We start from the raw sequence: 22,625 nt of genomic DNA, 5'->3' as shown, positions 1-22,625 counted from the left end.
GTTTTCTCTACTGGCTCAGGGATCGTGGAATACGGGTCAGCGGTGGCCTCAGCCTTCGCGCAACGCCTTCACATACTTGTACACCGTCGCCCGCCCCATCCCCAGCACGTTGGCCACGTAGTCGTGAGCGCTCTTGCCGCGGAACGCGCCCTCCCCGTGCAGCGCCTCGACCAACTGCCGCTTCTGCTCGCGGTCCAGCCCGCCCAGGCTCAATCCACGCGCCTGCAACCAGGCATGCAGGAAGGTGTTGATGCGCTCCTGCCAGTCGTCGCGGAACAATGCCTGCGGTTGCGGCAACAGGCGGCTGGCCTGGAAGAACGCCTCCAGCGCATCGCGCGCCTGCTCAAGAATCGAAACGTTGAGGTTGATGCAGATCAGCGCCTCGGGCTGGCCGCTGGCATCGCGCATCACGCTGCTGATCGAACGAATCTTCTGCCCGTTCCAGTTGAGCTTTTCATATGGCCCCAGGCGGGTGCTGTCATCGAGCTGGCTGGGCAGGTCGTCGAGCCCGGAATCATCGCCGAGCTGACGCTTGGAAATGTTGTTGGCGATATGCACCACCGTCTGGCTGGCCAGGTCGTGCACCACCACTTCGGCATGCGGGAACAACAGGGCTGCGATGCCCTCGGCCATGGCGGCGTAGTTGCTGAAGCGGCTGGACGGCATGAACGGATCCTGGAGGGTGGTCATGGATACCCGAGCACTTCGCGAATAGTGCGCAGGTGCTGGATGATCCACTGCTTGTCGATCGCACCCCATTCACGGATGCGGTAGTGGCCAGCGTGGTTGCGCGCGCCGCTCTGCTGCTCGAATTCGCAGACGATATCCAGGTCGGCGAGCGCGGCGATGGTGTCCTGGGCGGTACGCCGCGGCATGCCGGTGGCTTCCATCAGCGCGGGCACGCTGGTGGCGGTCTGGCTGTCGATCAACCAGGCCACGTAGAGACGGCGATAGAAGCTGCTCTTGGTCTTGCTCACGTCCATGCTGGTGGGATCCTCATGCATTGCCTGGCAATTCGCGCCAGGTCAGGTAGACACGCAAGTCGAACTCCAGTTGATGGTAGTCCGGCTCCATGTGCTGGCACAGCTGGTAGAACGCCTTGTTGTGGTCGCGCTCACGCAGGTGCGCCAGCTCGTGCACCACGATCATGCGCAGAAACTGCGGCGCCGCGTCCTTGAACAACGAGGCGATGCGGATTTCCTTCTTGGCCTTGAGGTTGCCACCCTGCACCCGCGACACCGCCGTGTTCAGGCCCAGGGCCCGGTGGGTGAGGTCGAGGCGATTGTCGTAGAGCACCTTGTCCAGCGGCGGCGCGCTGCGCAGGTATTGCTGACGCAGGTCCTGGGCATAGAGGTAAAGCGCCTTGTCGCTCTGCACCTCGTGGCGCGCGGGGTAGCGCTGCTGCAGGTAACCGCCCAGGCGATCGCTGGCGATCATCTGGCGGACCTGTTCCTGCAGGTGCGGGGGGTAGGCTTGCAAGTAGCGTAGGGTGGTCATGGGGTGGGAGTTTACCGAATTGGTGAGGGCCTGTGGTTGGCCGGGCTGGCCCTTTCGCGGGCAAGCCCGCTCCTACAGGACGCAAAATTTGGCTAGGATGCTGTATTCGCCCCTGCTCGAAGCACTCACCATGCCCAAAGCCAGCAAGATCACCGACCCGTCCTATGAACTGATGGACGACCACGAAGGCCATTCGCTGATCTACCGCCAGCACGGTTTCCCGAGCCCGCTGGTGCGTTGGCACTTCCACAAGGAATACGAGCTGCACCTGATCGTCGCCAGCTCCGGCAAGGTGTTCATCGGCGACTACATCGGCAACTTCGCCCCGGGCACGCTGTTTCTCACGGGGCCGAACCTGCCGCACAACTGGATCAGCCAGGTGGCCGCCGACGAGGTGGTCGACACCCGCGACATGCTGGTCAACTTCACTGACGAAGTGCTCGAGCAAGGCAGCCAGGTATTCTCCGAGCTCAACCAGCTGACGCCACTGCTGGCCCGTGCCAGCTATGGCATCGAATTTCGCGACCCGCGCCTGATCGCCGAGAGCCAGCAACTGATGCAACGCATCTCGCAAAGTGCCGGCATGACGCGCCTGGGATACTTTTTTATCCTCATGGAACAACTGGCTGGCTGCGAGGACTACCAGTTACTGTCCACCGTCACCTCCTCGCAGTTGGCCGATGAACACAACGTCGACCGCATCAACCGCGCCGTGGACTACATCTTCCAGCACTACGCCCAGGACCTCACCCAGAACGAGGTCGCCGAGCACCTGGGCATGACCCCCACCTACTTCTCGCGCTTCTTCAAGCAGGCCGCCGGGCGCGGCTTCGTCGAGTTCGTCAATCGCCTGCGGATCAGCAAGTCCTGTGAGCTGCTGGCGCGCAGCGACCTACCGGTGACCGAGGTGTGCTTCGAATCCGGCTTCAGCAACCTGTCCAACTTCAACCGGCGTTTCCAGCAGCTCAAGGGCATGACACCGTCGGGCTACCGCAGCCTGGTCACCCAGCGCCTGACCGAGCAGAACCTTTCCTGAAACGTTTGAGCAGTGCATCACACTGCAAATACCCCAGTGCAAAAAAGTATCGGCCCGCGTGCAGTCGAGGCTTTGTTGCGCTGGCGATGCAGGAGTGTAATCGGCAACCAGCGACACAAAAAAAACAATAGTGACTTCCGCGCCGTCCTGCGGTCCGGAAGAGGAGTTCAACGATGAACGACTCGATCAAGGCCTGCGTGGCCGTTGCCTGTCTGAGCCTGCCGGTGTTTGCCCAGGCTGCCGAAACCCTGACCATTGCCACCGTCAACAACAACGACATGATCCGCATGCAGCGGCTGTCCAAGGTGTTCGAGGAACAGCACCCGGACATCAAGCTCAAGTGGGTGGTGCTCGAAGAGAACGTCCTGCGCCAACGCCTGACCACCGATATCGCGACACAAGGCGGACAGTTCGACGTGCTTACCATCGGCATGTACGAAGCCGCGCTGTGGGGCGCCAAGGGTTGGCTGGAGCCCATGAAGGACCTGCCTGCCGACTATCAGCTCGACGATGTCTTCCCTTCGGTGCGCGACGGCCTGTCGGTCAAGGGCACGCTCTACGCCCTGCCCTTCTATGCCGAAGCCTCGATCACCTACTACCGCAAGGACCTGTTCCAGCAGGCCGGGCTGCAGATGCCCGAGCAACCGACCTGGACCCAACTGGGCGAATTTGCCGCCAAGCTCAACAAACCCGAAGCCGGCCAGTACGGCATCTGCCTGCGCGGCAAGGCCGGCTGGGGTGAGAACATGGCGCTCATCGGCACCCTGGCCAATGCCTTCGGCGCCCGCTGGTTCAACGAGCAGTGGCAGCCGGAGTTCACCGGCAGCGAGTGGACCAAGGCGCTGAACTTCTACGTCGACACCATGAAGCAGTACGGCCCGCCCGGCGCCTCCAGCAATGGCTTCAACGAGAACCTGGCGCTGTTCAACAGCGGCAAGTGCGCGATGTGGGTCGACGCCAGCGTCGCCGGCTCGTTCGTCACCGACAAGAGCCAGAGCAAGGTCGTGGACGATGTGGGCTTCACCTTCGCGCCGAAGGAAGTCACCGACAAGGGTGCGACCTGGCTGTATTCCTGGGCGCTGGCGATTCCCACCAGCTCCAAGTCCAAGGACGCAGCCAAGACCTTCAGCACCTGGGCCACCTCCCAGGCCTACGGCCAACTGGTCGCCGACAAGGAAGGCGTGGCCAACGTGCCACCGGGCACCCGCGCCTCAACCTACAGCGAGGCCTACCTGCAGGCCGCACCGTTCGCCAAGGTCACGCTGGAGTCGCTGAAGAAGGTCGACCCCAACCATCCGACCCTCAAGCCTGTGCCCTACGTGGGTATCCAGCTGGTGACCATCCCTGAGTTCCAGGCCATCGGCACCCAGGTCGGCAAGCTGTTCTCCGCCGCCCTGACCGGCCAGATGAAGCCTGAGCAGGCGCTGGCCGCCGCCCAGTCGTCCACCGAACGCGAGATGAAACGCGCCGGCTACCCCAAGTAGACCGCCACTGACCGCCAGCACGCCGCCCTCGGTGTGCCGGCGGCCGGCTGCTCGCCCCTTTCTGCCGTACACGGAGTCGTCATGAACACCTCGGCCCTCGACACCCCGACCCACGCCCCCGCCCGCCCCGGCAAACGCCGCGTCGGCCCCGGCTGGTTCCTGGTCAGCCCTTCGGTGGCGCTGCTGCTGTTATGGATGATCGTGCCCCTGGGCATGACCCTGTATTTCTCGCTGATCCGCTACAACCTGCTGTATCCCGGCGAGAACGACTTCGTCGGCCTGGAGAACTTCAGCTTCTTCGTCACCGACGCCGGCTTCCTGCCCGGCGCCCTGAATACCCTGACCCTGGTCGGCAGCGTGCTGGCGATCAGCGTGGTGTTCGGCGTGCTCATCGCCGCGCTGCTGGAGGCTGGTGAGTTCTGGGGCCGCGGCGTGGTGCGCGTGCTGCTGATCTCGCCGTTCTTCATCATGCCCACGGTCAGCGCGCTGCTGTGGAAGAACCTGATCTTCCACCCGGTGTCCGGGATCCTCGCGGCGGTCTGGCGCCTGTTCGGCGCGCAGCCGGTGGACTGGCTGGCGCACTATCCATTGCTATCGATCATCCTCATCGTGTCGTGGCAATGGCTGCCGTTCGCCATCCTGATCCTGATGACCGCCATGCAGTCGCTGGACCAGGAACAGAAGGAGGCCGCACGCCTGGACGGCGCCGGCCCGCTGGCAATCTTCTGGCACCTGACCCTGCCGCACCTGGCGCGACCGATCGCCGTGGTGGTGATGATCGAAACCATCTTCCTGCTGTCGGTGTTCGCCGAGATCTTCACCACAACCAGCGGCGGGCCGGGCTACGAGTCCACCAACCTCGCCTACCTGATCTACAACCAGGCATTGCTGCAGTTCGACGTCGGCATGGCGTCGGCCGGTGGCCTGATCGCCGTGCTGATCGCCAACATCGCCGCCATCGTGCTGGTGCGCATGATCGGCAAGAACCTCACCGAGCGCAGCTGAGGAGCCCGCCATGCTGACACTCAAGCAAACCCGCCGCCTGCGCGATGCGCTGATCGGCCTGCTGTGCTGGGGCATTGCCCTGGCGATCTTCTTCCCGATCTTCTGGATGCTGCTGACCAGCTTCAAGACCGAGCTCGACGCCTTCGCCACGCCGCCGCAGTTCATCTTCCACCCGACGCTGGAGAACTACCTGCACATCAACGAGCGCAGCGACTACTTCGCCTACGCCTGGAACTCGGTGCTGATCTCGTTCTCCGCGACCTTGCTGTGCATGCTGATCGCAGTGCCTGCGGCCTACTCAATGGCGTTCTTCGAGACCCGCCACACCAAGCGCACGCTGCTGTGGATGCTGTCGACCAAGATGCTGCCACCGGTGGGGGTGCTGATGCCGATCTACCTGCTGGCCAAGCAGTTCGGCCTGCTCGATTCACGGCTGTCGCTGATCATCGTCTACACCCTGATCAACCTGCCGATCGTGGTGTGGATGGTGTACACCTACTTCAAGGACATCCCCGTCGACATCCTCGAAGCGGCGCGCCTGGACGGCGCCGGCACCTGGCAGGAAATCCTCCGCGTGCTGCTGCCGATCGCCCGTGGCGGCCTCGCCTCGACCGTACTGCTGTCGCTGATCCTGTGTTGGAACGAGGCGTTCTGGTCGCTCAACCTGACGTCTTCGGCCGCCGCACCGCTGACCGCGCTGGTGGCCTCTTACTCAAGCCCCGAAGGCCTGTTCTGGGCCAAGCTCTCGGCCGTCTCGACCCTGGCCTGCGCACCGATCCTGATCTTTGGCTGGATCAGCCAGAAGCAGCTGGTGCGCGGGCTGTCGTTCGGAGCGGTGAAATGAATACCCCCAACTACACCATTCCTGTAGGAGCGGGCTTGCCCGCGAAGCAAACACTGCGATGCATGGCACCGGCTATGCCGGTGTTCGCGGGCGAGCCCGCTCCTACAGGACTCTGCAAAACCTCAATTTTTCCTGGCCACTGCACAGGTAACTCGACATGGCTGACCTGAAGATCCGCAACCTGCAAAAAGGCTTTGATGGCCACGCCATCATCAAGGGCATCGACCTGGACGTGCACGACCGTGAATTCGTGGTGTTCGTCGGGCCATCCGGCTGTGGCAAGTCGACCTTGCTGCGCCTGATCGCCGGCCTCGAAGAGGTCAGCAGCGGCAGCATCACCCTCGATGGCGTCGACATCACCGACACCGCTCCGGCCAAGCGCAACCTGGCCATGGTGTTCCAGACCTACGCCCTTTATCCGCACATGACCGTGCGCAAGAACCTGTCGTTCGCCCTGGACTTGGCGGGCGTGGCCAAGGCCGAGGTCGCCAGCAAGGTCGACAACGCCGCGCGCATTCTCGAGCTGCAACCGATGCTCGAGCGCAAGCCGCGCCAGCTCTCTGGCGGCCAGCGCCAGCGGGTGGCGATCGGCCGGGCGATCGTGCGTAACCCGAAGATCTTCCTGTTCGACGAGCCGCTGTCCAACCTCGACGCCGCCCTGCGCGTGCAAATGCGCCTGGAGCTCTCGCGCCTGCACAAGGAACTGGCGGCGACCATGATCTACGTGACCCACGACCAGGTCGAGGCGATGACCCTGGCCGACAAGGTGGTGGTGCTCAACGCCGGTCGCATCGAGCAGGTCGGCTCGCCGCTGGAGCTGTACCACCATCCGGCAAACCTGTTCGTCGCAGGCTTTCTCGGCACACCGAAGATGGGCTTCCTGCGCGGGCACCTGAGCCGCACCCAGGGCAACCAGTGCGAGGTCGCCCTCGAGTGCGGCGCCCGTATCGCCCTGCCGCTATGCGCAGGCGAACTGGCCACCGGCAGCCAGATCACCCTGGGCATTCGCCCGGAGCACCTGAGCATCAGCCGCAGCGGTCACGGCGAGCATGGCTCGCTGCAGGTCACCGCCGATGTCAGCGAACGCCTGGGCAGCGACAGCTACTGCCACGTGCGCAGCGCCTCCGGCGAGATGCTCACCGTGCGGGTCCGCGGCGACTTCGCGCCCGAGTACGGCGAACAATTGGAACTGAGCTTCGATCCGGCGCACTGCCATCTGTTCGACAGCACCGGCAAGGCCCTGGACAAACGACTGCAACAGGCGGCCTGAGCCGTCTTCAAGGATTTTTCGATGAAACTCAACCAGCGCAATCTCGACAAGCTGGCGACCGCGGTCGCACGCCCCGCCTATGACCCGGCACAACTGCGCCAAGGCATCGTGCACATCGGTGTCGGCGGCTTCCATCGTGCCCACCAGGCCGCCTATACCGACGCCCTGATGAACCGCGGCGAAGCCCTCGACTGGGCGATCTGCGGCGCCGGCCTGCGCAGCGAAGACCGCGCCATGCGCGACGCCCTGGCCAGCCAGGACCACCTCTACACCCTGTTCGAGCTGGGCGAAAACCCCGACACCGAGGTGCGTGTAATCGGTGCCATCAGCGGCATGCTGCTGGCAGAAAGCGACAGCCAGGCATTGCTCGACAAACTTGCCGACCCGGCCATCCGCATCGTCTCGCTGACCATCACCGAGGGCGGCTACTGCATCGACGACAGCACGGGCGAGTTCCTCGAGAACCTGCCGCTGATCCAGCACGACCTGGCCAGGCCTGACCAGCCGCACAGCGTATTCGGCTTTCTCTGCGAGGCCCTGCGCCGTCGCCGCGAGGCCGGCACCCCGGCGTTCACGGTGATGTCCTGCGACAACCTTCCACACAACGGCGACGTGGCGCGCAAGGCACTGCTGGCCTTCGCCCACCTGCTCAACCACGACCTGGCCCAGTGGATCGACCGGCACGTCAGCTTCCCCAACGCCATGGTCGACCGCATCACCCCCATGACCAGCGACGAACACCGCCGCCAACTGGCCGAGCGCCATGGCGTCGAGGACGCCTGGCCGGTGGTCTGCGAGCCGTTCCTGCAGTGGGTGCTGGAAGACAAGTTCGTCAGCGGTCGCCCGGCCTGGGAGAAGGTCGGCGTGCAGTTCACCAACGACGTCACGCCCTATGAAGAGATGAAGATCAAGCTGCTCAACGGCAGCCACCTGGCGTTGACCTACCTGGGCTTCCTGCAGGGTTATCGCTTCGTCCACGAGACCCTCGCCGACGACCTGCTGCGCCGCTACATGCGCACCTTCATGGACCAGGACGTCACCCCGCAACTGGCGCCAGTGCCGGGCATCGACCTGACGCACTACAAGGACAGCCTCACCGAGCGTTTCTCCAACCGCGCCATCGCCGACCAGCTGGAGCGGGTGTGTTCGGACGGCTCTTCGAAATTCCCCAAGTTCATCGTGCCCACCGCCAATCGCCTGATCGCCGACGGCAAGCCGCTGGAGCGCGTGGCGCTGGTAGTCGCAGCCTGGGCGCTGTACCTGGGCGGCAAGGATGAAAAGGGCAATGTCTACAGCATCCCCGATCCGCGCGCAGCACAGTGCCAGGCCCGTGTCGTTCAGCGCGAAGGGCTGGCTGCCCGTGTGCTGGGCGACGAAGCGATCTTCGGCACGGCGATCCCCAACTCGCGGGCCTTCGTCGAGGCCTTCGAGCGCCTGTACGACAGCTTGCGTGAAGTCGGCGTGAGTGAAACCCTGCGCCGGGTACTGGGCGACTGAGACGGAGCACGGCGATATGGACGGACTGTTCCTCGGCATCGACTGCGGCACCCAGGGCACCAAGGCCCTGGTGCTCGACGCAGGCAGCGGCCGTGTACTGGGGCTGGGCAGCGCGGCACATGCGGCGCCGCAGGGCGACCACGGGCGCCGCGAACAGGATCCGGCAGACTGGCTGCAGGCCCTGCGCACGGCGGTGGCCAATGCCCTGGCCGATGCAGGGGTCGGCGGCCATGCCATCCGCGCACTGGCCGTGTCTGGCCAGCAACACGGCCTGGTGATGCTCGATGACCAGGGCCGAGTGCTGCGCCCGGCCAAGCTCTGGTGCGACACCGAAACCACTGCAGAAAACGACGAACTGCTGGCCGCCCTCGGCGGTGCCGCAGGCTCGCTGGAGCGCCTGGGGCTGGTGGTCGCGCCGGGCTATACGCTGTCCAAGCTGCTGTGGAGCCAGCGCCATCATCCCGAACTGTTCGCTCGCGCCGCACACCTGCTGCTGCCCCACGACTACCTCAACCATTGGCTCACCGGCCGTGCCTGCAGCGAACCTGGTGACGCTTCGGGAACCGGCTACTACGATGTGCGCAAACGCACCTGGGCCGCCGATGTTCTGGCGCTGATCGAGCCCGGCAAGCGCCTGCTGGCGACACTGCCCGAGCTGGTAGAACCTGGCGACTGCATCGCCACCCTGCAGCCCTCGGCAGCCCGGGCGCTGGGCCTGGACACTGGCGCCTGGGTGGCCAGCGGTGGCGGCGACAACATGCTCGGCGCCATCGGCACCGGCAACATCCATCCCGGCATGATCACCCTCAGCCTGGGCACCTCCGGCACCCTTGCCGCACACCTCGACGAGCCACACGTCAGCCCCCACGGTGAAGTCGCGACCTTCTGCGGCTCATCCGGCGGCTGGCTGCCGCTGATCTGCACCATGAACCTCACCAGCGCCTGCGCCCTGGTGCAAGACCTGTTGCAGCTTGACCTGTCGGCGTTCAGCGAGCTCGCCGCACAAGCCCCGGTCGGCGCCGACGGCCTGTTGCTGCTGCCATTCTTCAATGGTGAACGCGTGCCGGCACTGCCCGAGGCCAGCGCCAGTCTGCACGGCATGACCAGCAGCAACCTGACCCGCGCCAACCTCTGCCGGGCGGTGCTCGAAGGCACCTGCTTCAGCCTGCGCTACGGGCTCGACCTGTTGCGCGCCAGTGGCCTGCAGGGGCAGGAGATCCGCCTCGTCGGCGGCGCGTCGAAAAGCCCGCTGTGGCGCCAGACACTCGCCGACCTGCTCGGCCTGCCGGTGGTGTGCCCGCGCCAGACCGAAGCCGCCGCCCTGGGCGCTGCCATCCAGGCCGCCTGGAGCCTGGGCCGAAAGCTCGGCGAAGGAGACAGCCTGCAGGCCCTGTGCCAGCGCTGCGTCGAACTCGACGAAAGCACCCGCACCACGCCCCGGCCCGCACAGCAGGCGGCCTACGAAACAGCCTATCAACGTTATCTTTCGCATCTGCCTGCGCACTGATCGCAGGTATCCTGCCCGCTTACTTCGTTTCGGAGAATTTCATGTACCTGGTCTGTGGCGAAGCCCTGTTCGATGTGTTCAGCCTGGATGACAGCCCGCGCAGCAGCGAGCTGGGTTTCAAGGCGATTGCCGGCGGTTCGCCGTTCAACGTCGCGGTCGGCCTGCGCCGGCTAGGCGTGGATTCGGCGTTGTTCGGCGGGCTGTCCAGCGACTACCTGGGCGCACGCCTGCGTCGGGTGCTGGAAGAGGAAAAGGTCGATTGCAGTTACCTGGTGACCAGCGATGCACCGACCACCCTGGCCATGGTCGGGCTGGATGCCAACGGCTCGGCGCAGTACCAGTTCCGCGGCGAAGGCTGCGCCGACCGGCAGGTGCGCCTCGAGCACCTGCCGGCGCTCGATGAACAGGTGCGCGGCCTGCACGTGGGCTCCTACACCCTGGTGGTCACGCCGGTGGCGGATACATTACTGGCGCTGGTGCAGCGCGAAAGCGCACACCGGCTGATCAGCCTCGACCCCAACGTCCGCCTCAACCCGCAGCCCGACGTGGCGTTGTGGCGACGCCAGGTGCAAGCCTTCGCGGCCCACGCCCACCTGATCAAGGCCAGCGAGGAAGACCTCGCGCTGCTCTATCCGGATCGCACGCCGTCCGAGGTGGCCCGTGGCTGGCTGAACGACCGCTGCCGACTGGTGTTCATCACCCACGGAGCAGACGGCGCCAGCGTGCATTGCGCGCACGGCTCCTGGACACGACCGGCAGATGCTTCGCTGGCAGTGAAAGACACGGTGGGCGCTGGCGATACCTTCCAGGCAGCAGTGCTGACCTACCTCGCTCGCATGGGGGCCGACAGCCCTGCAGGGCTGGCGACACTGGAGCGGGAAACGATCGATGGCATGCTGGGCTTTGCCATTCGTGCGGCGGCGATCACCTGCTCACGGGTCGGGCCGGATTTGCCGTTTGCGGATGAGTTGTAGGCAAGCCGCACATCATCCGAGCATCGTCTTAATCGCAACTATGCGTTGCGCAGTCGACGCGACTCTCGTCGCAGCGCCTGCCATCGCGAAAAACGGTCGCGATGCTCAGATTTAGATTTGTATGCGCTCCACTTCCACGGTGATGTGTGCCAAGGTGCCGAGACTTCCCATCCGCCTTTGTAAAAGTGAATTTTTCCACGCAACGCATGCCTGTTTCGAAAGGCATAACGCAACTCGCTCGCACTAATAGAATTTCCAAACTCACCCTTTTTCGTGACAACCGCCGACGTCTTCAAGTCATCCAGGACAAAATGAATTTTTTGTCCAGCGTTATGGGCTGCCATATATAAACCCAGTTTCGATCCTCGCTTCCATAGTAACTGCGGCCCGGTGTCATCCACCCACCAATCATGAAAGGGACTTTCTCCCCACTGCCGTGAAACGTCGTCATAAATAGCAGAAATGTTAAATTTTTCATTTTCCCGGCCTGCTGAGAAATAGCTCTCCCAGAGCACATAACTGCCAAAGGCCAATTTCATTACATCTAAAAGCCTGGCATCCGTACGAACAGCGTTTAAAACCTGTCTTGGAGAAGCATCATCCGGCAGTTCAAAGTCCGCCAGTGCTTTCAATCGGATGGTTTTCGCGATCGCTAGATTATAGTGATCGATCGTCAAAGCGGATTTGTCATCGATACCCTTGTAACCATCGACAACAACCCTTAGATAATTGTGACGCGGGTCGCTCAGGCCATAGATGAGATCTCCTCGGCTCTCATCGAGATTAAAGCTCATGATCCTCAGACCTGAGGCGTCGAAATTCCCTACGGGATTGTTGTTCAACATTTGATATAGATTAGGACCATCAATAGTCCCTGCAGGATCGGGGTTTAACCATCGCCCCACCCATGGCTGGTAATAGCGATACCCGTAGTAATAAAGCCCTGTCGCATCTCGCTCCCGCCCCGAATAGCGAACCGTCTTGTACTCCACGTCGATACGATGACGCCCCACCAGAATCGCCGTCCCGCCAAAGGGGTAGTACTCCTCGAAGCTGATGACACTGCCTTCGCCATCGAGCTCCAGCCCGACGCTGCCGATCAGGCTGTCATAGCCAAAACGCACCTGGTCGTTATCGACCCCCTCCGGTTTACCCGCCTCCCAACGCAACGCCCGCACCTGGGCACGCCCAGCCTCGCCCATCACCACCGTGTGCAAACTCTCCTGCACGACGCCGTCAACCAGGGTGATACGCAGCTCAAGCCCCGGCAGATACAGCGTGCGCAGCACCTTCAGTGATCCACCTTGCTGCTGATGACTCACCTTGAGCACACGCTGCCTGCCAGCGTCGTAGCGATAGCTTTCCTGAGTACCGCCTGCAACCCGGCGCAACTCGCCGCGTGCCGTCCACTCAAGCGGCTGTCCCGGCAGCAGCACACGCTGCTCGCCCCCTGCGGTGAACAGCGCCTCGACCTTGCTCGGGTCGCTGGCCAACGTACTCGACACGCCGCGATTACTGCGCTGGCTGACGGTGATTGCAGTGACGTAGTTGTTGTTCGTGGCCGGCGCACTATGACGGACATGCGTGAGATTGCCCGCGCTGTCGTAGGTATAACTCCGGGCGTAGAGGGTATAGGCCGAATCATCCACCGGCAGCGGTACCAGCACGCCTGGCAGATGATTGCCCTGCTGCCCGGCATTGGCCATCTCACGACCGCAGGCGAAGACCAGTTGATACAGGCTGTCGTAGCGGTACTCGCTTTGCGCGCTGATCTTCTGGTTGCGCCAGAAGCGCGTCGGCTCGGCGTCGTTGGCCAGCCCGACGACGTTGCCGACAGGGTCATAGCGATAGTGCAGGTCCTGCAATCGCTGGCCTTCGCTGGTCTGGCGAGTGGTCCGCACGGCCGCCAGGCGCAGGGTCGTCGGTTCGTAGGTGTACACAGTGACGATGCCGTTGCCATGCACCTCGTGCTGCTTGCGTCCACCCGCCGAGTAACTCACCGACCTGACGATCTCACGCTCTGGCGCGCCTTTGAGCATCAGCCAGTTGGCCGCCAGGGCGCCTGCCACATCGTAGGCGCTGCGCTGCCGATGGCCTGCGCAGTCCAGCGCGGTGAGGCCCTTGCCTGTGGCGTCTACCTGAGTGCGAGTCGTGTAGCGTTGATCCTCCAGCAGTGCGTCCCAGGCCTCAGCGGCCTCACCCTGCCAGTCAACGTGCACAGTATCGTCATCGCCGCCCTTCAACAGTTTGCGCTGCACACAGAGGACTGCGCCGCCGAGTGCGCTGGCGAGGATGGAAACGCGCCCGGCTGGGTCGTAGTGGGCGATCTGGGTACCCGCCAGGTTGCGGGCTTTCTCTTGCGCCTCATTGCCGCCGTACAACACACGCTCGCTGGTACGAGGGATATCGCCAGCAACCTGCTCGCCAACCCCCAACAGACGCCCAGGCATATCGACCGGTTCGTAGCGCGAGGTACGGGTCACGGCTTCGGCAAAATCGTCCTGGCCATCCAACGTCCTGCCAATACGGCTCACCGAGAACAAGTCGCGCCTGGCCGCGTCTTTCAAATCGAGGCTCACCCCCGCATCGACGCTTTGCGTGCGTATGACCTGGCCTGTCAGGTCGTGCCCATGGACGAAGTTGGCAAGGCCTGCGTCATGCAACCGTGGATCGCTGATCTGTGCCAGTCGTCCTGCGGGGCTGAAAACCTGTCGCGTGATGCGCGTACCGGCGTCAAATGGCGACGCACGGTGATACTCGACCTCACGCACCGCTTGGCGCCGATTGTCGAGTACCTTGATCGAGGGGGTTTGCTGGAACAGTGCGCTGCTCACAACCGTTCTACCTGCCATTCATGGCTGGAGAAGCAACAGTCGCCCACAACGGCCCGAACAGACAACTGGCAGATTTATCAGGTCAGGGAGACAGGCGATCCAGCCTGCGCCCACGGATACACCGTCGGAAAACCACGCGCGTCGCCTGCCGTCATTGGCCGCGCAACCAGGAAGCCCTGCACGTAGGCGCAGCCGCTGTCGCGCAACCACTGCGCCTGGGCGTCTGTTTCCACGCCCTCGGCGATCACCGTGATGCCGTAGTCGGCGCACACCGCGATGACACTGCGCACCAGCGCCGTATCGACCTTCGAATCGGGCAGGCGGGCGACCAGGTGGCGGTCGAGCTTCAGGGTGTCGATCGGCAGGTCGCGCAGCATGCGCAGCGAGCAATCCCCTGCGCCGAAGTCATCCAGCGCCACGCGCACGCCCAGTTCTCGCAAACGCTTCACCTGCTTGGCCGCCGCGTCGATGTCGTACATCAACGAGGTTTCCGCCACCTCCACTTCCAGTTGCGCAGGCTCCAGGCCATGCTCCTGGATCGCCCGCCGCAGTTCATCGACCAGGTTCGGCTGGGTGAACTGCGCGCGGCTCAGGCTGATACCCAGCACTACATCGTCGGCGAACACCTGACGCCACTCGTGACGCTGGGACGCGCCCTTGCTGTAGATCCAGCTCGCCAGCCGATGGATGAGACGCGCCTCCTCCAGCAACGGAATGAACAGCCCCGGCGGCACATCGCCGACACTGGGGTGCTGCCAGCGCAGCAGCGCCTCGAAGCCACGCAGGCGTCCGTCGGCGAACCCCACCTGTGGCTGGTAGACCAAGGTGAAGTCCTTGTGCTCGATGGCGGTACGCACACTATCCTCGAGCATCAGCCGCGAACGCGCGCGGCCGTTGAGCTCCTGGTCATAGAAGCGATACTGCTGGCGCCCGGCGCGCTTGGCGGCATACATCGCCGCATCGCCAGCGCGCAGCAGGCCTTCGACGGTGGCGCCGCAATCGGGGTAGGTGGCGATGCCGATACTGACGCCAAGACTGACATCCTGGCCGTCCACCTGCGGACAGCTGGACATGCGCTCGATCAGGGTCTCGGCGTACCGGCCTGCGTGCTCCGCATAGGGCAAGCCATCGAACAACGCCGTGAACTCATCGCCGCCCATGCGCCCGAGCATCGCCTGGCTGCCCAGGCAGTCCTTGAGTTGTTCGGCGACCCAGCGCAAGACCTGGTCGCCCGCCTCGTGGCCCAGTGAATCGTTGATTCGCTTGAAACCATCCAGATCCATGTACATCAAGGCCTGGACCTTGCCGGATCGTGCGTTGTGCAGCAATGCACCTTCTGCCGTCTGGTAGAAACCGCGGCGGTTGAGCAGGCCGGTCAGCGGATCGGTCACCGCCTGGTGTTGCAGTTGCTGGTGCAGGCTGCGCACCACCGACATGTCCAGTACGGTCACCACCATGGCCTTCTGTTCAGGGGGCAACGGCGCGCACGACAGCGCCACTGGAATCAGCGGCCCCTCGGGCGGACGCAACTGGGCATCGTGCACGCGGAAGATCTGCCGCCCAAGGTAAGCCTGGTAGAAGTCCGAGTCGCGCCACAACGCGGCGCTGGGCAGTTGGATCAGGTCCAGGAGATGGGCGCCCTGCAGTTTGTCCACCGTCACCTGCAGCAGACGCGAGATGGCGGGGTTGGCAAAACTGATATCACCCGCCTCGTCGACCACCAGGATACCCTCGGCGGCGTTCTCCAGAATCGAGGCATTGAATGCACGGGCCGACTCCAGTTCACGGCTCAGTCGCTGCAGCATGCGGCGGTTGCGCTGCTGTTCGAGCAGGGCCTGCACCTTGGGCTTGAGGATCTGCGGATCGAAGGGCTTGAACAGGTAATCCACCGCGCCACTGGCATAGCCCTTGAGCACGGCAGCTTCGGACTGTTCATTGGCGGTAAGGAAGATGATCGGGGTCAGGCGCGTGCGTTGGCTGCCGCGCATCAAGCGGGCGACCTCGAAGCCATCCATCTCGGGCATCTGTACATCGAGCAGGACCAGGTCCACTTCGTGTTCCAGCAACGTGCTCAGTGCTTCCATCCCTGAGCTTGCAGTGAGTACTTGCCAATCCTGTCGAGCCAGCAAGGCCCGCATGCTGATCAGGTTTTCCGGGTAGTCGTCGACTACCAGCAGTACTGAGCTGCCTTCCGGTGCCGCGGGTTGAGCTCCATCCATGCCGCTTCTCTTGTCCGACCGACTTCGTCTTGTAATTGGATCCGATTCTCTACTCTAGACGCGACTTTGCAGGACGCAATGCAATCAGTTCGCTATCAATGGTTAAAGTGAAAATAGCCGACTAATGGTCAGCGCGCCTTGGCTTTCGCGCATCTCCCGCCGTCCGGCCATAAAAAAACCCGCATTTCTGCGGGTTTCTTCCAGACCATCAGCGGATCAGTTGACCTTTGCGGCCAGCTCGCCCTTGGCGTAACGCAGGTACATCTCATCCAGCGAAACCGGCTTGATCTTCGACGCGTTGCCAGCGGTACCGAAGGCTTCGTAACGCGCGATGCAGATGTCACGCATGGCTTCGACGGTCTTGGCGAAGTACTTGCGCGGGTCGAACTCGGACTTGTTCTGCTCCAGGAAGCGACGAATCGCGCCAGTGGACGCCAGACGCAGGTCGGTGTCGATGTTGACCTTGCGCACGCCGTGCTTGATGCCTTCGACGATCTCTTCGACCGGCACGCCGTAGGTCTCTTTGATGTCGCCGCCGAACTCGTTGATGATCGCCAGCCAGTCCTGCGGAACCGACGAGGAACCGTGCATCACCAGGTGAGTGTTGGGGATACGCTGGTGGATCGCCTTGATGCGGTCGATCGCCAGGATGTCGCCGGTAGGCGGCTTGGTGAACTTGTAGGCGCCGTGGCTGGTGCCGATGGCGATGGCCAGGGCATCGACCTGGGTCTTCTTGACGAAGTCGGCAGCCTCTTCCGGATCGGTCAGCATCTGGCTGTGGTCCAGGATGCCTTCGGCGCCGACGCCGTCTTCTTCACCGGCCTGGCCGGTTTCCAGGCTGCCCAGGCAACCCAGCTCGCCTTCCACCGATACACCGCAGGCGTGGGCGAATGCCACGGTCTGCTGGGTGACGCGCACGTTGTATTCGTAGTCGGACGGGGTCTTGCCGTCTTCACGCAGCGAGCCGTCCATCATGACCGAGCTGAAGCCCAGCTGGATCGAGCGCTGGCACACGTCAGGGCTGGTGCCGTGGTCCTGGTGCATGCACACCGGGATGTGCGGAAATTCTTCGATCGCCGCCAGGATCAGGTGACGCAGGAAGGGAGCACCGGCGTACTTGCGAGCACCGGCGGAGGCCTGGACGATGACCGGAGAGTCGGTCTTGTCGGCGGCTTCCATGATGGCGCGCATCTGCTCGAGGTTGTTGACGTTGAAAGCTGGAACGCCGTAGCCGAACTCGGCGGCGTGGTCCAGCATCTGGCGCATGCTAATGAGTGCCATTGTGTATCTCTCTCCCGACAAGCGTCGTTGTTTCGTGCAAGCCTGCCGCAGGGGCGCTTGCTGTTCAAGTAGTTGTGGACCACCGTCGCGGTCCGGCCAATCACGGTGCCTTGCAGCCCCGCCCAATCAGATCGTTGGTCGCTTCCCAGTACACCAGGCCTTCATTACCCTTGGTGTGGAAGGCAAGCACGCCATCGCTGTACAGCGCGCCCGAGGCGCCGGGCTCGGCCTTGAGCCGGTAGACCTGGTCAGCGCCGCCGAGGCGGACATCGACCGACTGCTGCGCGGCATCGGCGAAGCGCCACAGCACTTCGGCCTGGCTGTCGCAGACCCAGCGGGTCCAGTTGTCCGTCGCGGCAGGTTGCGACGGTTGCAGCAGGGAGCAGCCTGCCAGGGTCGCCAGGGCCAGTACGGCCAGCAGCGCTTTCATTGAGTATCCTCGCTTCGAAGTCGGTGGTGCGGCTTGCCCGCGAAGGCCGCACCACCGCTCCTCTGTTCAAGACCACAAAACAGCCCATCGGTTGCCCGCTGTCCGATCAAGGGCAGCCGGGCGCCTTGCGCTGGTGTTCTTCGTCGTACTTCTCCAGCCCGTCCGGCCCCAGGCGCTTGTTGATCACCGGCACCGTCTCCGCCTGCCACTGCGACTGGTAACAGCCGCCCTTTGGCTCGCCGGCGGGCTCGCTTTGCGGGGCGCCGCCACTGGAGCAGGCACCCAGCAACAAGGCCACGATCATCACAGGCAATTGCTTGACCATCAGGTCGCTCCCTTTGCCAGGCGCCGTCACTATCAGGCCTTGGCCCGTTCTTCCAGGATTGCCACGGCAGGCAGGACCTTGCCCTCGACGAATTCGAGGAACGCACCGCCACCGGTAGAAATGTAGGAGATATCAGCCCCGACGCCATACTTGTCGATGGCCGCCAGGGTGTCGCCACCACCCGCGATGGAGAACGCAGCGCTTTCGGCGATGGCCTTGGCCAGCACTTTAGTGCCGTTGCCGAACTGGTCGAACTCGAACACACCGACCGGGCCGTTCCACAGGATGGTCTTCGACGACTTCAGCAGCTCGGCGAAGTTGGCGGCGGTCTGCGGGCCGATATCGAGGATCATGTCGTCGGCGGCCACGTCGGCGATAGCCTTGACGGTGGCTTCGGCGCTCTCGGCGAACTCCTTGGCAACGACCACATCGACCGGCAGCGGTACGCTGACCTTGGCGGCGATGGCCTTGGCGGTCTCGACCAGGTCAGGCTCGTACAGCGACTTGCCGACCGGGTGACCGGCCGCGGCGAGGAAGGTATTGGCGATGCCGCCGCCGACGATCAGCTGGTCGCAGACGGTCGACAGGCTGTTGAGCACGTCGAGCTTGGTCGAGACCTTGGAGCCGGCAACGATGGCCGCCATGGGTTTGGCCGGCGCCTTCAGGGCCTTGCCCAGGGCGTCCAGCTCGGCCGCCAGCAGCGGGCCGGCAGCAGCGACCTTGGCGAACTTGGCCACACCGTGGGTGGAACCCTCGGCGCGGTGGGCGGTGCCGAAGGCGTCCATGACGAACACATCACACAGGGCGGCGTACTTCTGCGCCAGCTCGTCGGCGTTCTTCTTTTCGCCCTTGTTGAAGCGTACGTTTTCGAACAGCACCACCTCACCGGCCTTGACCTCGACGCCGTCGAGATAGTCGGCGACCAACGGCACCGCACGGCCCAGGGCCTTGCTCAGGTAGTCGGCGACCGGCTTGAGGCTGTTTTCCTGGGAGAACTCGCCCTCGGTCGGGCGGCCCAGGTGCGAGCAGACCATCAGCGCAGCACCCTTTTCCAGGGCCAGCTTGATGGTCGGCAGCGCTGCCAGGATACGCGCATCGCTCGTTACCACACCGTCCTTCACAGGCACGTTGAGGTCTTCGCGGATCAGTACGCGCTTACCTTGCAGGTCGAGGTCGGTCATCTTCAACACGGTCATGAATGCAGTCCTTCAGGGCTGTTTGCTGCGGGTTTGGTGGACGACGTGCAGATAATGTTCGGCAACGTCGAGCATACGGTTGGCGAACCCCCATTCGTTGTCGAACCAGGCCAGCAGGTTCACCAGGCGGGGGCCTGAGACGCGGGTCTGGCTGGCATCGACGATGGCCGAATGTGGGTCATGGTTGAAATCACAGCTGGCATGGGGCAGTTCGGTGTAGGCCAGCAGGCCTTTGAGCGGGCCGTCCAGCGCCGCCTCGCGCAGCACCCGGTTGACCTCGGCAGCCGTAGTGTCACGGGCAGTCTGCAGGGTGATGTCCAGGCACGAGACGTTGACGGTCGGCACGCGTACCGCTTTGGCCTGGATTCGCCCGGCAAGTTCCGGCAACAGGCGCTCGATGCCGCGCGCCAGACCAGTGGACACCGGGATCACCGACTGGAACGCCGAACGGGTACGGCGCAGGTCTTCGTGGTGGTAGGCGTCGATCACCGGCTGGTCGTTCATCGCCGAGTGGATGGTGGTGATCTGCACGTACTCGATGCCGAAGGCCTGGTCCAGCACGCGCAGCAGCGGCACGCCGCAGTTGGTGGTGCAGGAGGCGTTCGAGACCAGCAGTTCGTCGCCGGTCAGGCGATGCTGGTTGATACCGTAGACCACCGTGGCATCGATGTCCGCCTCGCTGGCCATCGGTTGCGAGAACAGCACGCGCGGCGCACCGGCTTCGAGAAAACGCTGGCCATCGGCGCGGGTGTTGTAGGCACCGGAGCACTCCAGCACCAGGTCGATGCCCAGCGCGGCCCAGTCGATGCCTTCAGGGGTGGCACTGCGCATGACTTTCACGCAGTCGCCATTGATATGCAGACAGTCGCCGTCAACTCTCACCTCGCCGGGGAACCGCCCGTGGGTGGAGTCGAAGCGCGTCAGGTACTCAAGGCTGGCCTGGTCGGCCAGGTCATTCAACGCAACGATCTCGAAACCGGCCTTCGCCCCCCGCTCGAACAGTGCGCGCAGGACACAGCGGCCGATGCGGCCGTAACCGTTGAGTGCAACTTTGTAGGGACGAGGGTGGGACATTCAGCGCTCACGAAACAGATCGATTGTCGTCAGTCTGCGGGATTTGCGGTGCGGCATTCGCGGGCAAGCCCGCTCCCACAAAAGGTGCAATTGACCTCGTGGGAGCGGGCTTGCCCGCGAACAAGGGCGACACCGCCCGCAGATCGTTACATCAGTCTTCCAGCAGCTCTTCGGCGGTACCCAGGATGTTCTCCAGGGTGAAGCCGAACTCCTCGAACAGCGCGGCGGCCGGGGCCGATTCGCCGTAGGTGGTCATGCCGATGACGCGGCCTTCGAGGCCGACGTACTTGTACCAGAAGTCGGCATGGGCAGCTTCGATGGCGATACGCGCACCGACTTCCAACGGCAGTACCGACTGCTTGTAGGCAGCGTCCTGGGCGTCGAACACGCTGGTGCTTGGCATCGACACGACGCGGACCTTGCGGCCCTGCTCGCTGAGCTTGTCGAACGCCTGGACCGCCAGGCCCACTTCGGAACCGGTGGCGATCAGGATCAGCTCAGGCTCGCCGGCGCAGTCCTTGAGCACGTAGCCGCCACGGGCGATGTCGGCGATCTGCTGGGCGCTGCGCTCCTGGTGCTGCAGGTTCTGACGCGAGAAGATCAGCGCCGAAGGGCCGTCCTTGCGTTCCAGGGCGGCTTTCCAGGAAACGGCCGACTCGACCGCGTCACCCGGACGCCAGGTGTCCAGGTTCGGCGTGCTGCGCAGGCTGGTCAGTTGCTCGATCGGCTGGTGGGTCGGGCCGTCTTCGCCCAGACCGATGGAGTCGTGGGTGTAGACGTGGATGACGCGTTGCTTCATCAGGGCCGACATGCGCACCGCGTTGCGGGCATATTCCATGAACATCAGGAAGGTGGCGCCGTAAGGCACCAGGCCGCCGTGCAGGGCCACGCCGTTCATGATGGCGGTCATGCCGAACTCGCGCACGCCGTAGAACACATAGTTGCCGCTGGCGTCATTGGCCTCGACACCCTTGCACCCTTTCCACAGGGTCAGGTTGGAACCGGCCAGGTCCGCCGAACCACCGAGGAACTCGGGCAGCAGCGGGCCGAAGGCGTTGAGGGTGTTCTGGCTGGCCTTGCGGCTGGCGATGGTCTCGCCCTTGGCGGCGACTTCATTGATGTAGGCCTGGGCCTTCTCGGCGAAGTCGGCCGGCAGGTCGCCAGCAGCGCGGCGCTTGAACTCGGCGGCGAGTTCAGGGAAAGCCTTGGCGTAGGCGTCGAAACGCTGGTTCCACTCGGCTTCGGCCTTGGCACCGGCTTCCTTGGCGTCCCACTCGGCGTAGATGTCGGCCGGGATTTCGAACGGGCCGTGGTTCCAGTTCAGTTCCTTGCGGGCCAGGGCGATTTCGTCGTTGCCCAGCGGCGCGCCGTGGCAGTCTTCCTTGCCCTGCTTGTTCGGCGAGCCGAAACCGATGATGGTCTTGCAGCAGATGAGGGTCGGACGGTCGCTCTTGCGCGCGGTCTCGATCGCCATCTTGATTTCTTCGGCGTCGTGGCCGTTGACGTTGCGGATGACCTGCCAGTTGTAGGCTTCGAAACGCGCCGGGGTGTTGTCGGTGAACCAGCCGTGGACTTCGCCGTCGATGGAGATGCCGTTGTCGTCGTAGAAGGCGACCAGCTTGTTCAAGCCCAGGGTGCCGGCCAGCGAGGCGACTTCATGGGAAATACCTTCCATCATGCAGCCATCGCCCAGGAACACGTAGGTGTTGTGGTCGACGATCTGGTGGCCTTCACGGTTGAACTGCGCTGCCAGCACTTTCTCGGCGAGGGCGAAACCGACCGCGTTGGCGATACCCTGGCCGAGCGGGCCAGTGGTGGTCTCGACGCCTGGGGTGTAGCCATATTCCGGGTGGCCCGGGGTACGGCTGTGCAGTTGGCGGAACGCCTTCAGGTCATCGATGGACAGGTCGTAGCCGGTCAGGTGCAGCAGCGAATAGATGAGCATCGAGCCATGGCCGTTGGACAGCACGAAGCGGTCACGGTCGGCGAAATTCGGGTTGCTCGGGTTGTGCTTGAGGTAGTCGCGCCAAAGCACTTCGGCGATATCCGCCATGCCCATGGGGGCACCTGGATGGCCGCTGTTGGCCTTTTGCACGGCATCCATGCTGAGGGCACGAATGGCGTTGGCACGATCACGACGGCTGGGCATCGC

19 protein-coding genes are annotated in these 22,625 nt (G+C 63.7%); 8 read left to right on the top strand and 11 right to left on the bottom strand.

What is annotated here, in order from left to right; all coding sequences use genetic code 11:
- Positions 1-48: 48 nt before the first annotated feature.
- From VA602_RS08970 to VA602_RS08960, 3 genes are read right to left on the bottom strand one after another with little or no spacing between them, the layout of a single operon-like run.
- The gene (locus VA602_RS08970) at positions 49-690 is read right to left on the bottom strand and encodes a helix-turn-helix transcriptional regulator (protein ID WP_054895458.1); all 642 of its coding nucleotides are present in this window, start codon (positions 688-690) and stop codon (positions 49-51) included.
- Positions 687-983 (bottom strand): winged helix-turn-helix domain-containing protein, encoded by a 297-nt coding sequence (locus VA602_RS08965; RefSeq protein WP_054895459.1) that lies wholly within the window; start codon positions 981-983, stop codon positions 687-689. The genes VA602_RS08970 and VA602_RS08965 overlap by 4 nt, the downstream gene beginning before the upstream one ends.
- 13 nt (positions 984-996) lie before the next feature.
- Entirely contained in the window at positions 997-1,497 is a 501-nt protein-coding gene (locus VA602_RS08960; protein WP_054895460.1) for a M48 metallopeptidase family protein, read from the bottom strand.
- A gap of 130 nt (positions 1,498-1,627) precedes the next feature.
- Between VA602_RS08960 and VA602_RS08955 the strand changes: the two genes are divergently transcribed.
- From VA602_RS08955 to VA602_RS08920, 8 genes are all read left to right on the top strand, one after another.
- Positions 1,628-2,533 (top strand): AraC family transcriptional regulator, encoded by a 906-nt coding sequence (locus VA602_RS08955; protein ID WP_323453037.1) that lies wholly within the window; start codon positions 1,628-1,630, stop codon positions 2,531-2,533.
- Positions 2,534-2,706: 173 nt separating this feature from the next.
- Positions 2,707-4,017: an ABC transporter substrate-binding protein gene (locus VA602_RS08950; protein WP_125931255.1), complete on the top strand. Its 1,311-nt coding sequence runs from the start codon at positions 2,707-2,709 to the stop codon at positions 4,015-4,017.
- Positions 4,018-4,098: 81 nt separating this feature from the next.
- On the top strand, positions 4,099-5,022 hold the full coding sequence (locus VA602_RS08945) for a carbohydrate ABC transporter permease (protein ID WP_063546495.1): 924 nt from the start codon (positions 4,099-4,101) through the stop codon (positions 5,020-5,022).
- A gap of 10 nt (positions 5,023-5,032) precedes the next feature.
- Entirely contained in the window at positions 5,033-5,866 is an 834-nt protein-coding gene (locus VA602_RS08940; RefSeq protein ID WP_063546497.1) for a carbohydrate ABC transporter permease, read from the top strand.
- A 157-nt stretch (positions 5,867-6,023) separates the two neighbouring features.
- Entirely contained in the window at positions 6,024-7,136 is a 1,113-nt protein-coding gene (locus VA602_RS08935) for an ABC transporter ATP-binding protein (protein WP_323453036.1), read from the top strand.
- A gap of 21 nt (positions 7,137-7,157) precedes the next feature.
- Positions 7,158-8,633, top strand: coding sequence for a mannitol dehydrogenase family protein (locus VA602_RS08930; protein WP_323453035.1), 1,476 nt, complete (start codon positions 7,158-7,160; stop codon positions 8,631-8,633).
- 16 nt (positions 8,634-8,649) lie between these two features.
- A complete protein-coding gene (xylB, locus tag VA602_RS08925; RefSeq protein ID WP_323453034.1) occupies positions 8,650-10,140 on the top strand; it encodes a xylulokinase in 1,491 nt (496 codons plus the stop codon).
- 41 nt (positions 10,141-10,181) lie between these two features.
- Positions 10,182-11,114, top strand: a complete 933-nt coding sequence (locus VA602_RS08920; RefSeq protein WP_323453033.1) for a carbohydrate kinase family protein — start codon at positions 10,182-10,184, stop codon at positions 11,112-11,114.
- Between the two features lie 38 nt (positions 11,115-11,152).
- On the opposite strand, the gene VA602_RS08915 is transcribed toward VA602_RS08920, so the two are convergent.
- From VA602_RS08915 to tkt, 8 genes are all read right to left on the bottom strand, one after another.
- Positions 11,153-13,948, bottom strand: a complete 2,796-nt coding sequence (locus tag VA602_RS08915; protein WP_323453032.1) for an RHS repeat-associated core domain-containing protein — start codon at positions 13,946-13,948, stop codon at positions 11,153-11,155.
- 77 nt (positions 13,949-14,025) lie between these two features.
- Positions 14,026-16,167 (bottom strand): putative bifunctional diguanylate cyclase/phosphodiesterase, encoded by a 2,142-nt coding sequence (locus tag VA602_RS08910; RefSeq protein WP_323453031.1) that lies wholly within the window; start codon positions 16,165-16,167, stop codon positions 14,026-14,028.
- Between the two features lie 216 nt (positions 16,168-16,383).
- Positions 16,384-17,448, bottom strand: a complete 1,065-nt coding sequence (gene fba, locus VA602_RS08905; protein WP_009399343.1) for a class II fructose-bisphosphate aldolase — start codon at positions 17,446-17,448, stop codon at positions 16,384-16,386.
- A gap of 100 nt (positions 17,449-17,548) precedes the next feature.
- Positions 17,549-17,878, bottom strand: coding sequence for an MliC family protein (locus tag VA602_RS08900; protein WP_054895470.1), 330 nt, complete (start codon positions 17,876-17,878; stop codon positions 17,549-17,551).
- 106 nt (positions 17,879-17,984) lie between these two features.
- On the bottom strand, positions 17,985-18,236 hold the full coding sequence (locus tag VA602_RS08895) for a hypothetical protein (RefSeq protein WP_371105668.1): 252 nt from the start codon (positions 18,234-18,236) through the stop codon (positions 17,985-17,987).
- A complete protein-coding gene (locus VA602_RS08890; protein WP_063546513.1) occupies positions 18,236-19,399 on the bottom strand; it encodes a phosphoglycerate kinase in 1,164 nt (387 codons plus the stop codon). Before VA602_RS08890 ends, VA602_RS08895 begins: the two co-directional genes overlap by 1 nt.
- Positions 19,400-19,411: 12 nt before the next feature.
- Positions 19,412-20,473: an erythrose-4-phosphate dehydrogenase gene (epd, locus tag VA602_RS08885; RefSeq protein ID WP_153774251.1), complete on the bottom strand. Its 1,062-nt coding sequence runs from the start codon at positions 20,471-20,473 to the stop codon at positions 19,412-19,414.
- 151 nt (positions 20,474-20,624) lie between these two features.
- The gene (gene tkt / locus VA602_RS08880; protein ID WP_054894815.1) at positions 20,625-22,622 is read right to left on the bottom strand and encodes a transketolase; all 1,998 of its coding nucleotides are present in this window, start codon (positions 22,620-22,622) and stop codon (positions 20,625-20,627) included.
- Between the last annotated feature and the right edge of the window lie 3 nt (positions 22,623-22,625).

It is taken from the genome of Pseudomonas machongensis (genome assembly GCF_034961125.1).
In the GTDB taxonomy this organism is placed as follows: domain Bacteria; phylum Pseudomonadota; class Gammaproteobacteria; order Pseudomonadales; family Pseudomonadaceae; genus Aquipseudomonas; species Aquipseudomonas machongensis.
The sequence above is the reverse complement of the archived record's forward strand: the minus strand, read 5'-3'. Positions and strand labels throughout refer to the sequence as shown.

Excerpts from the sequence above, each read along its gene's own strand:
- VA602_RS08970 (WP_054895458.1), bottom strand. The coding sequence starts at position 690 with ATGACCACCCTCCAGGATCCGTTCATGCCGTCCAGCCGCTTCAGCAAC.
- VA602_RS08965 (WP_054895459.1), bottom strand. The coding sequence starts at position 983 with ATGGACGTGAGCAAGACCAAGAGCAGCTTCTATCGCCGTCTCTACGTG.
- VA602_RS08960 (WP_054895460.1), bottom strand. The coding sequence starts at position 1,497 with ATGACCACCCTACGCTACTTGCAAGCCTACCCCCCGCACCTGCAGGAA.
- VA602_RS08955 (WP_323453037.1), top strand. The coding sequence starts at position 1,628 with ATGCCCAAAGCCAGCAAGATCACCGACCCGTCCTATGAACTGATGGAC.
- VA602_RS08950 (WP_125931255.1), top strand. The coding sequence starts at position 2,707 with ATGAACGACTCGATCAAGGCCTGCGTGGCCGTTGCCTGTCTGAGCCTG.
- VA602_RS08945 (WP_063546495.1), top strand. The coding sequence starts at position 4,099 with ATGAACACCTCGGCCCTCGACACCCCGACCCACGCCCCCGCCCGCCCC.
- VA602_RS08940 (WP_063546497.1), top strand. The coding sequence starts at position 5,033 with ATGCTGACACTCAAGCAAACCCGCCGCCTGCGCGATGCGCTGATCGGC.
- VA602_RS08935 (WP_323453036.1), top strand. The coding sequence starts at position 6,024 with ATGGCTGACCTGAAGATCCGCAACCTGCAAAAAGGCTTTGATGGCCAC.
- VA602_RS08930 (WP_323453035.1), top strand. The coding sequence starts at position 7,158 with ATGAAACTCAACCAGCGCAATCTCGACAAGCTGGCGACCGCGGTCGCA.
- xylB (WP_323453034.1), top strand. The coding sequence starts at position 8,650 with ATGGACGGACTGTTCCTCGGCATCGACTGCGGCACCCAGGGCACCAAG.
- VA602_RS08920 (WP_323453033.1), top strand. The coding sequence starts at position 10,182 with ATGTACCTGGTCTGTGGCGAAGCCCTGTTCGATGTGTTCAGCCTGGAT.
- VA602_RS08910 (WP_323453031.1), bottom strand. The coding sequence starts at position 16,167 with ATGGATGGAGCTCAACCCGCGGCACCGGAAGGCAGCTCAGTACTGCTG.
- fba (WP_009399343.1), bottom strand. The coding sequence starts at position 17,448 with ATGGCACTCATTAGCATGCGCCAGATGCTGGACCACGCCGCCGAGTTC.
- VA602_RS08900 (WP_054895470.1), bottom strand. The coding sequence starts at position 17,878 with ATGAAAGCGCTGCTGGCCGTACTGGCCCTGGCGACCCTGGCAGGCTGC.
- VA602_RS08890 (WP_063546513.1), bottom strand. The coding sequence starts at position 19,399 with ATGACCGTGTTGAAGATGACCGACCTCGACCTGCAAGGTAAGCGCGTA.
- epd (WP_153774251.1), bottom strand. The coding sequence starts at position 20,473 with ATGTCCCACCCTCGTCCCTACAAAGTTGCACTCAACGGTTACGGCCGC.
- tkt (WP_054894815.1), bottom strand. The coding sequence starts at position 22,622 with ATGCCCAGCCGTCGTGATCGTGCCAACGCCATTCGTGCCCTCAGCATG.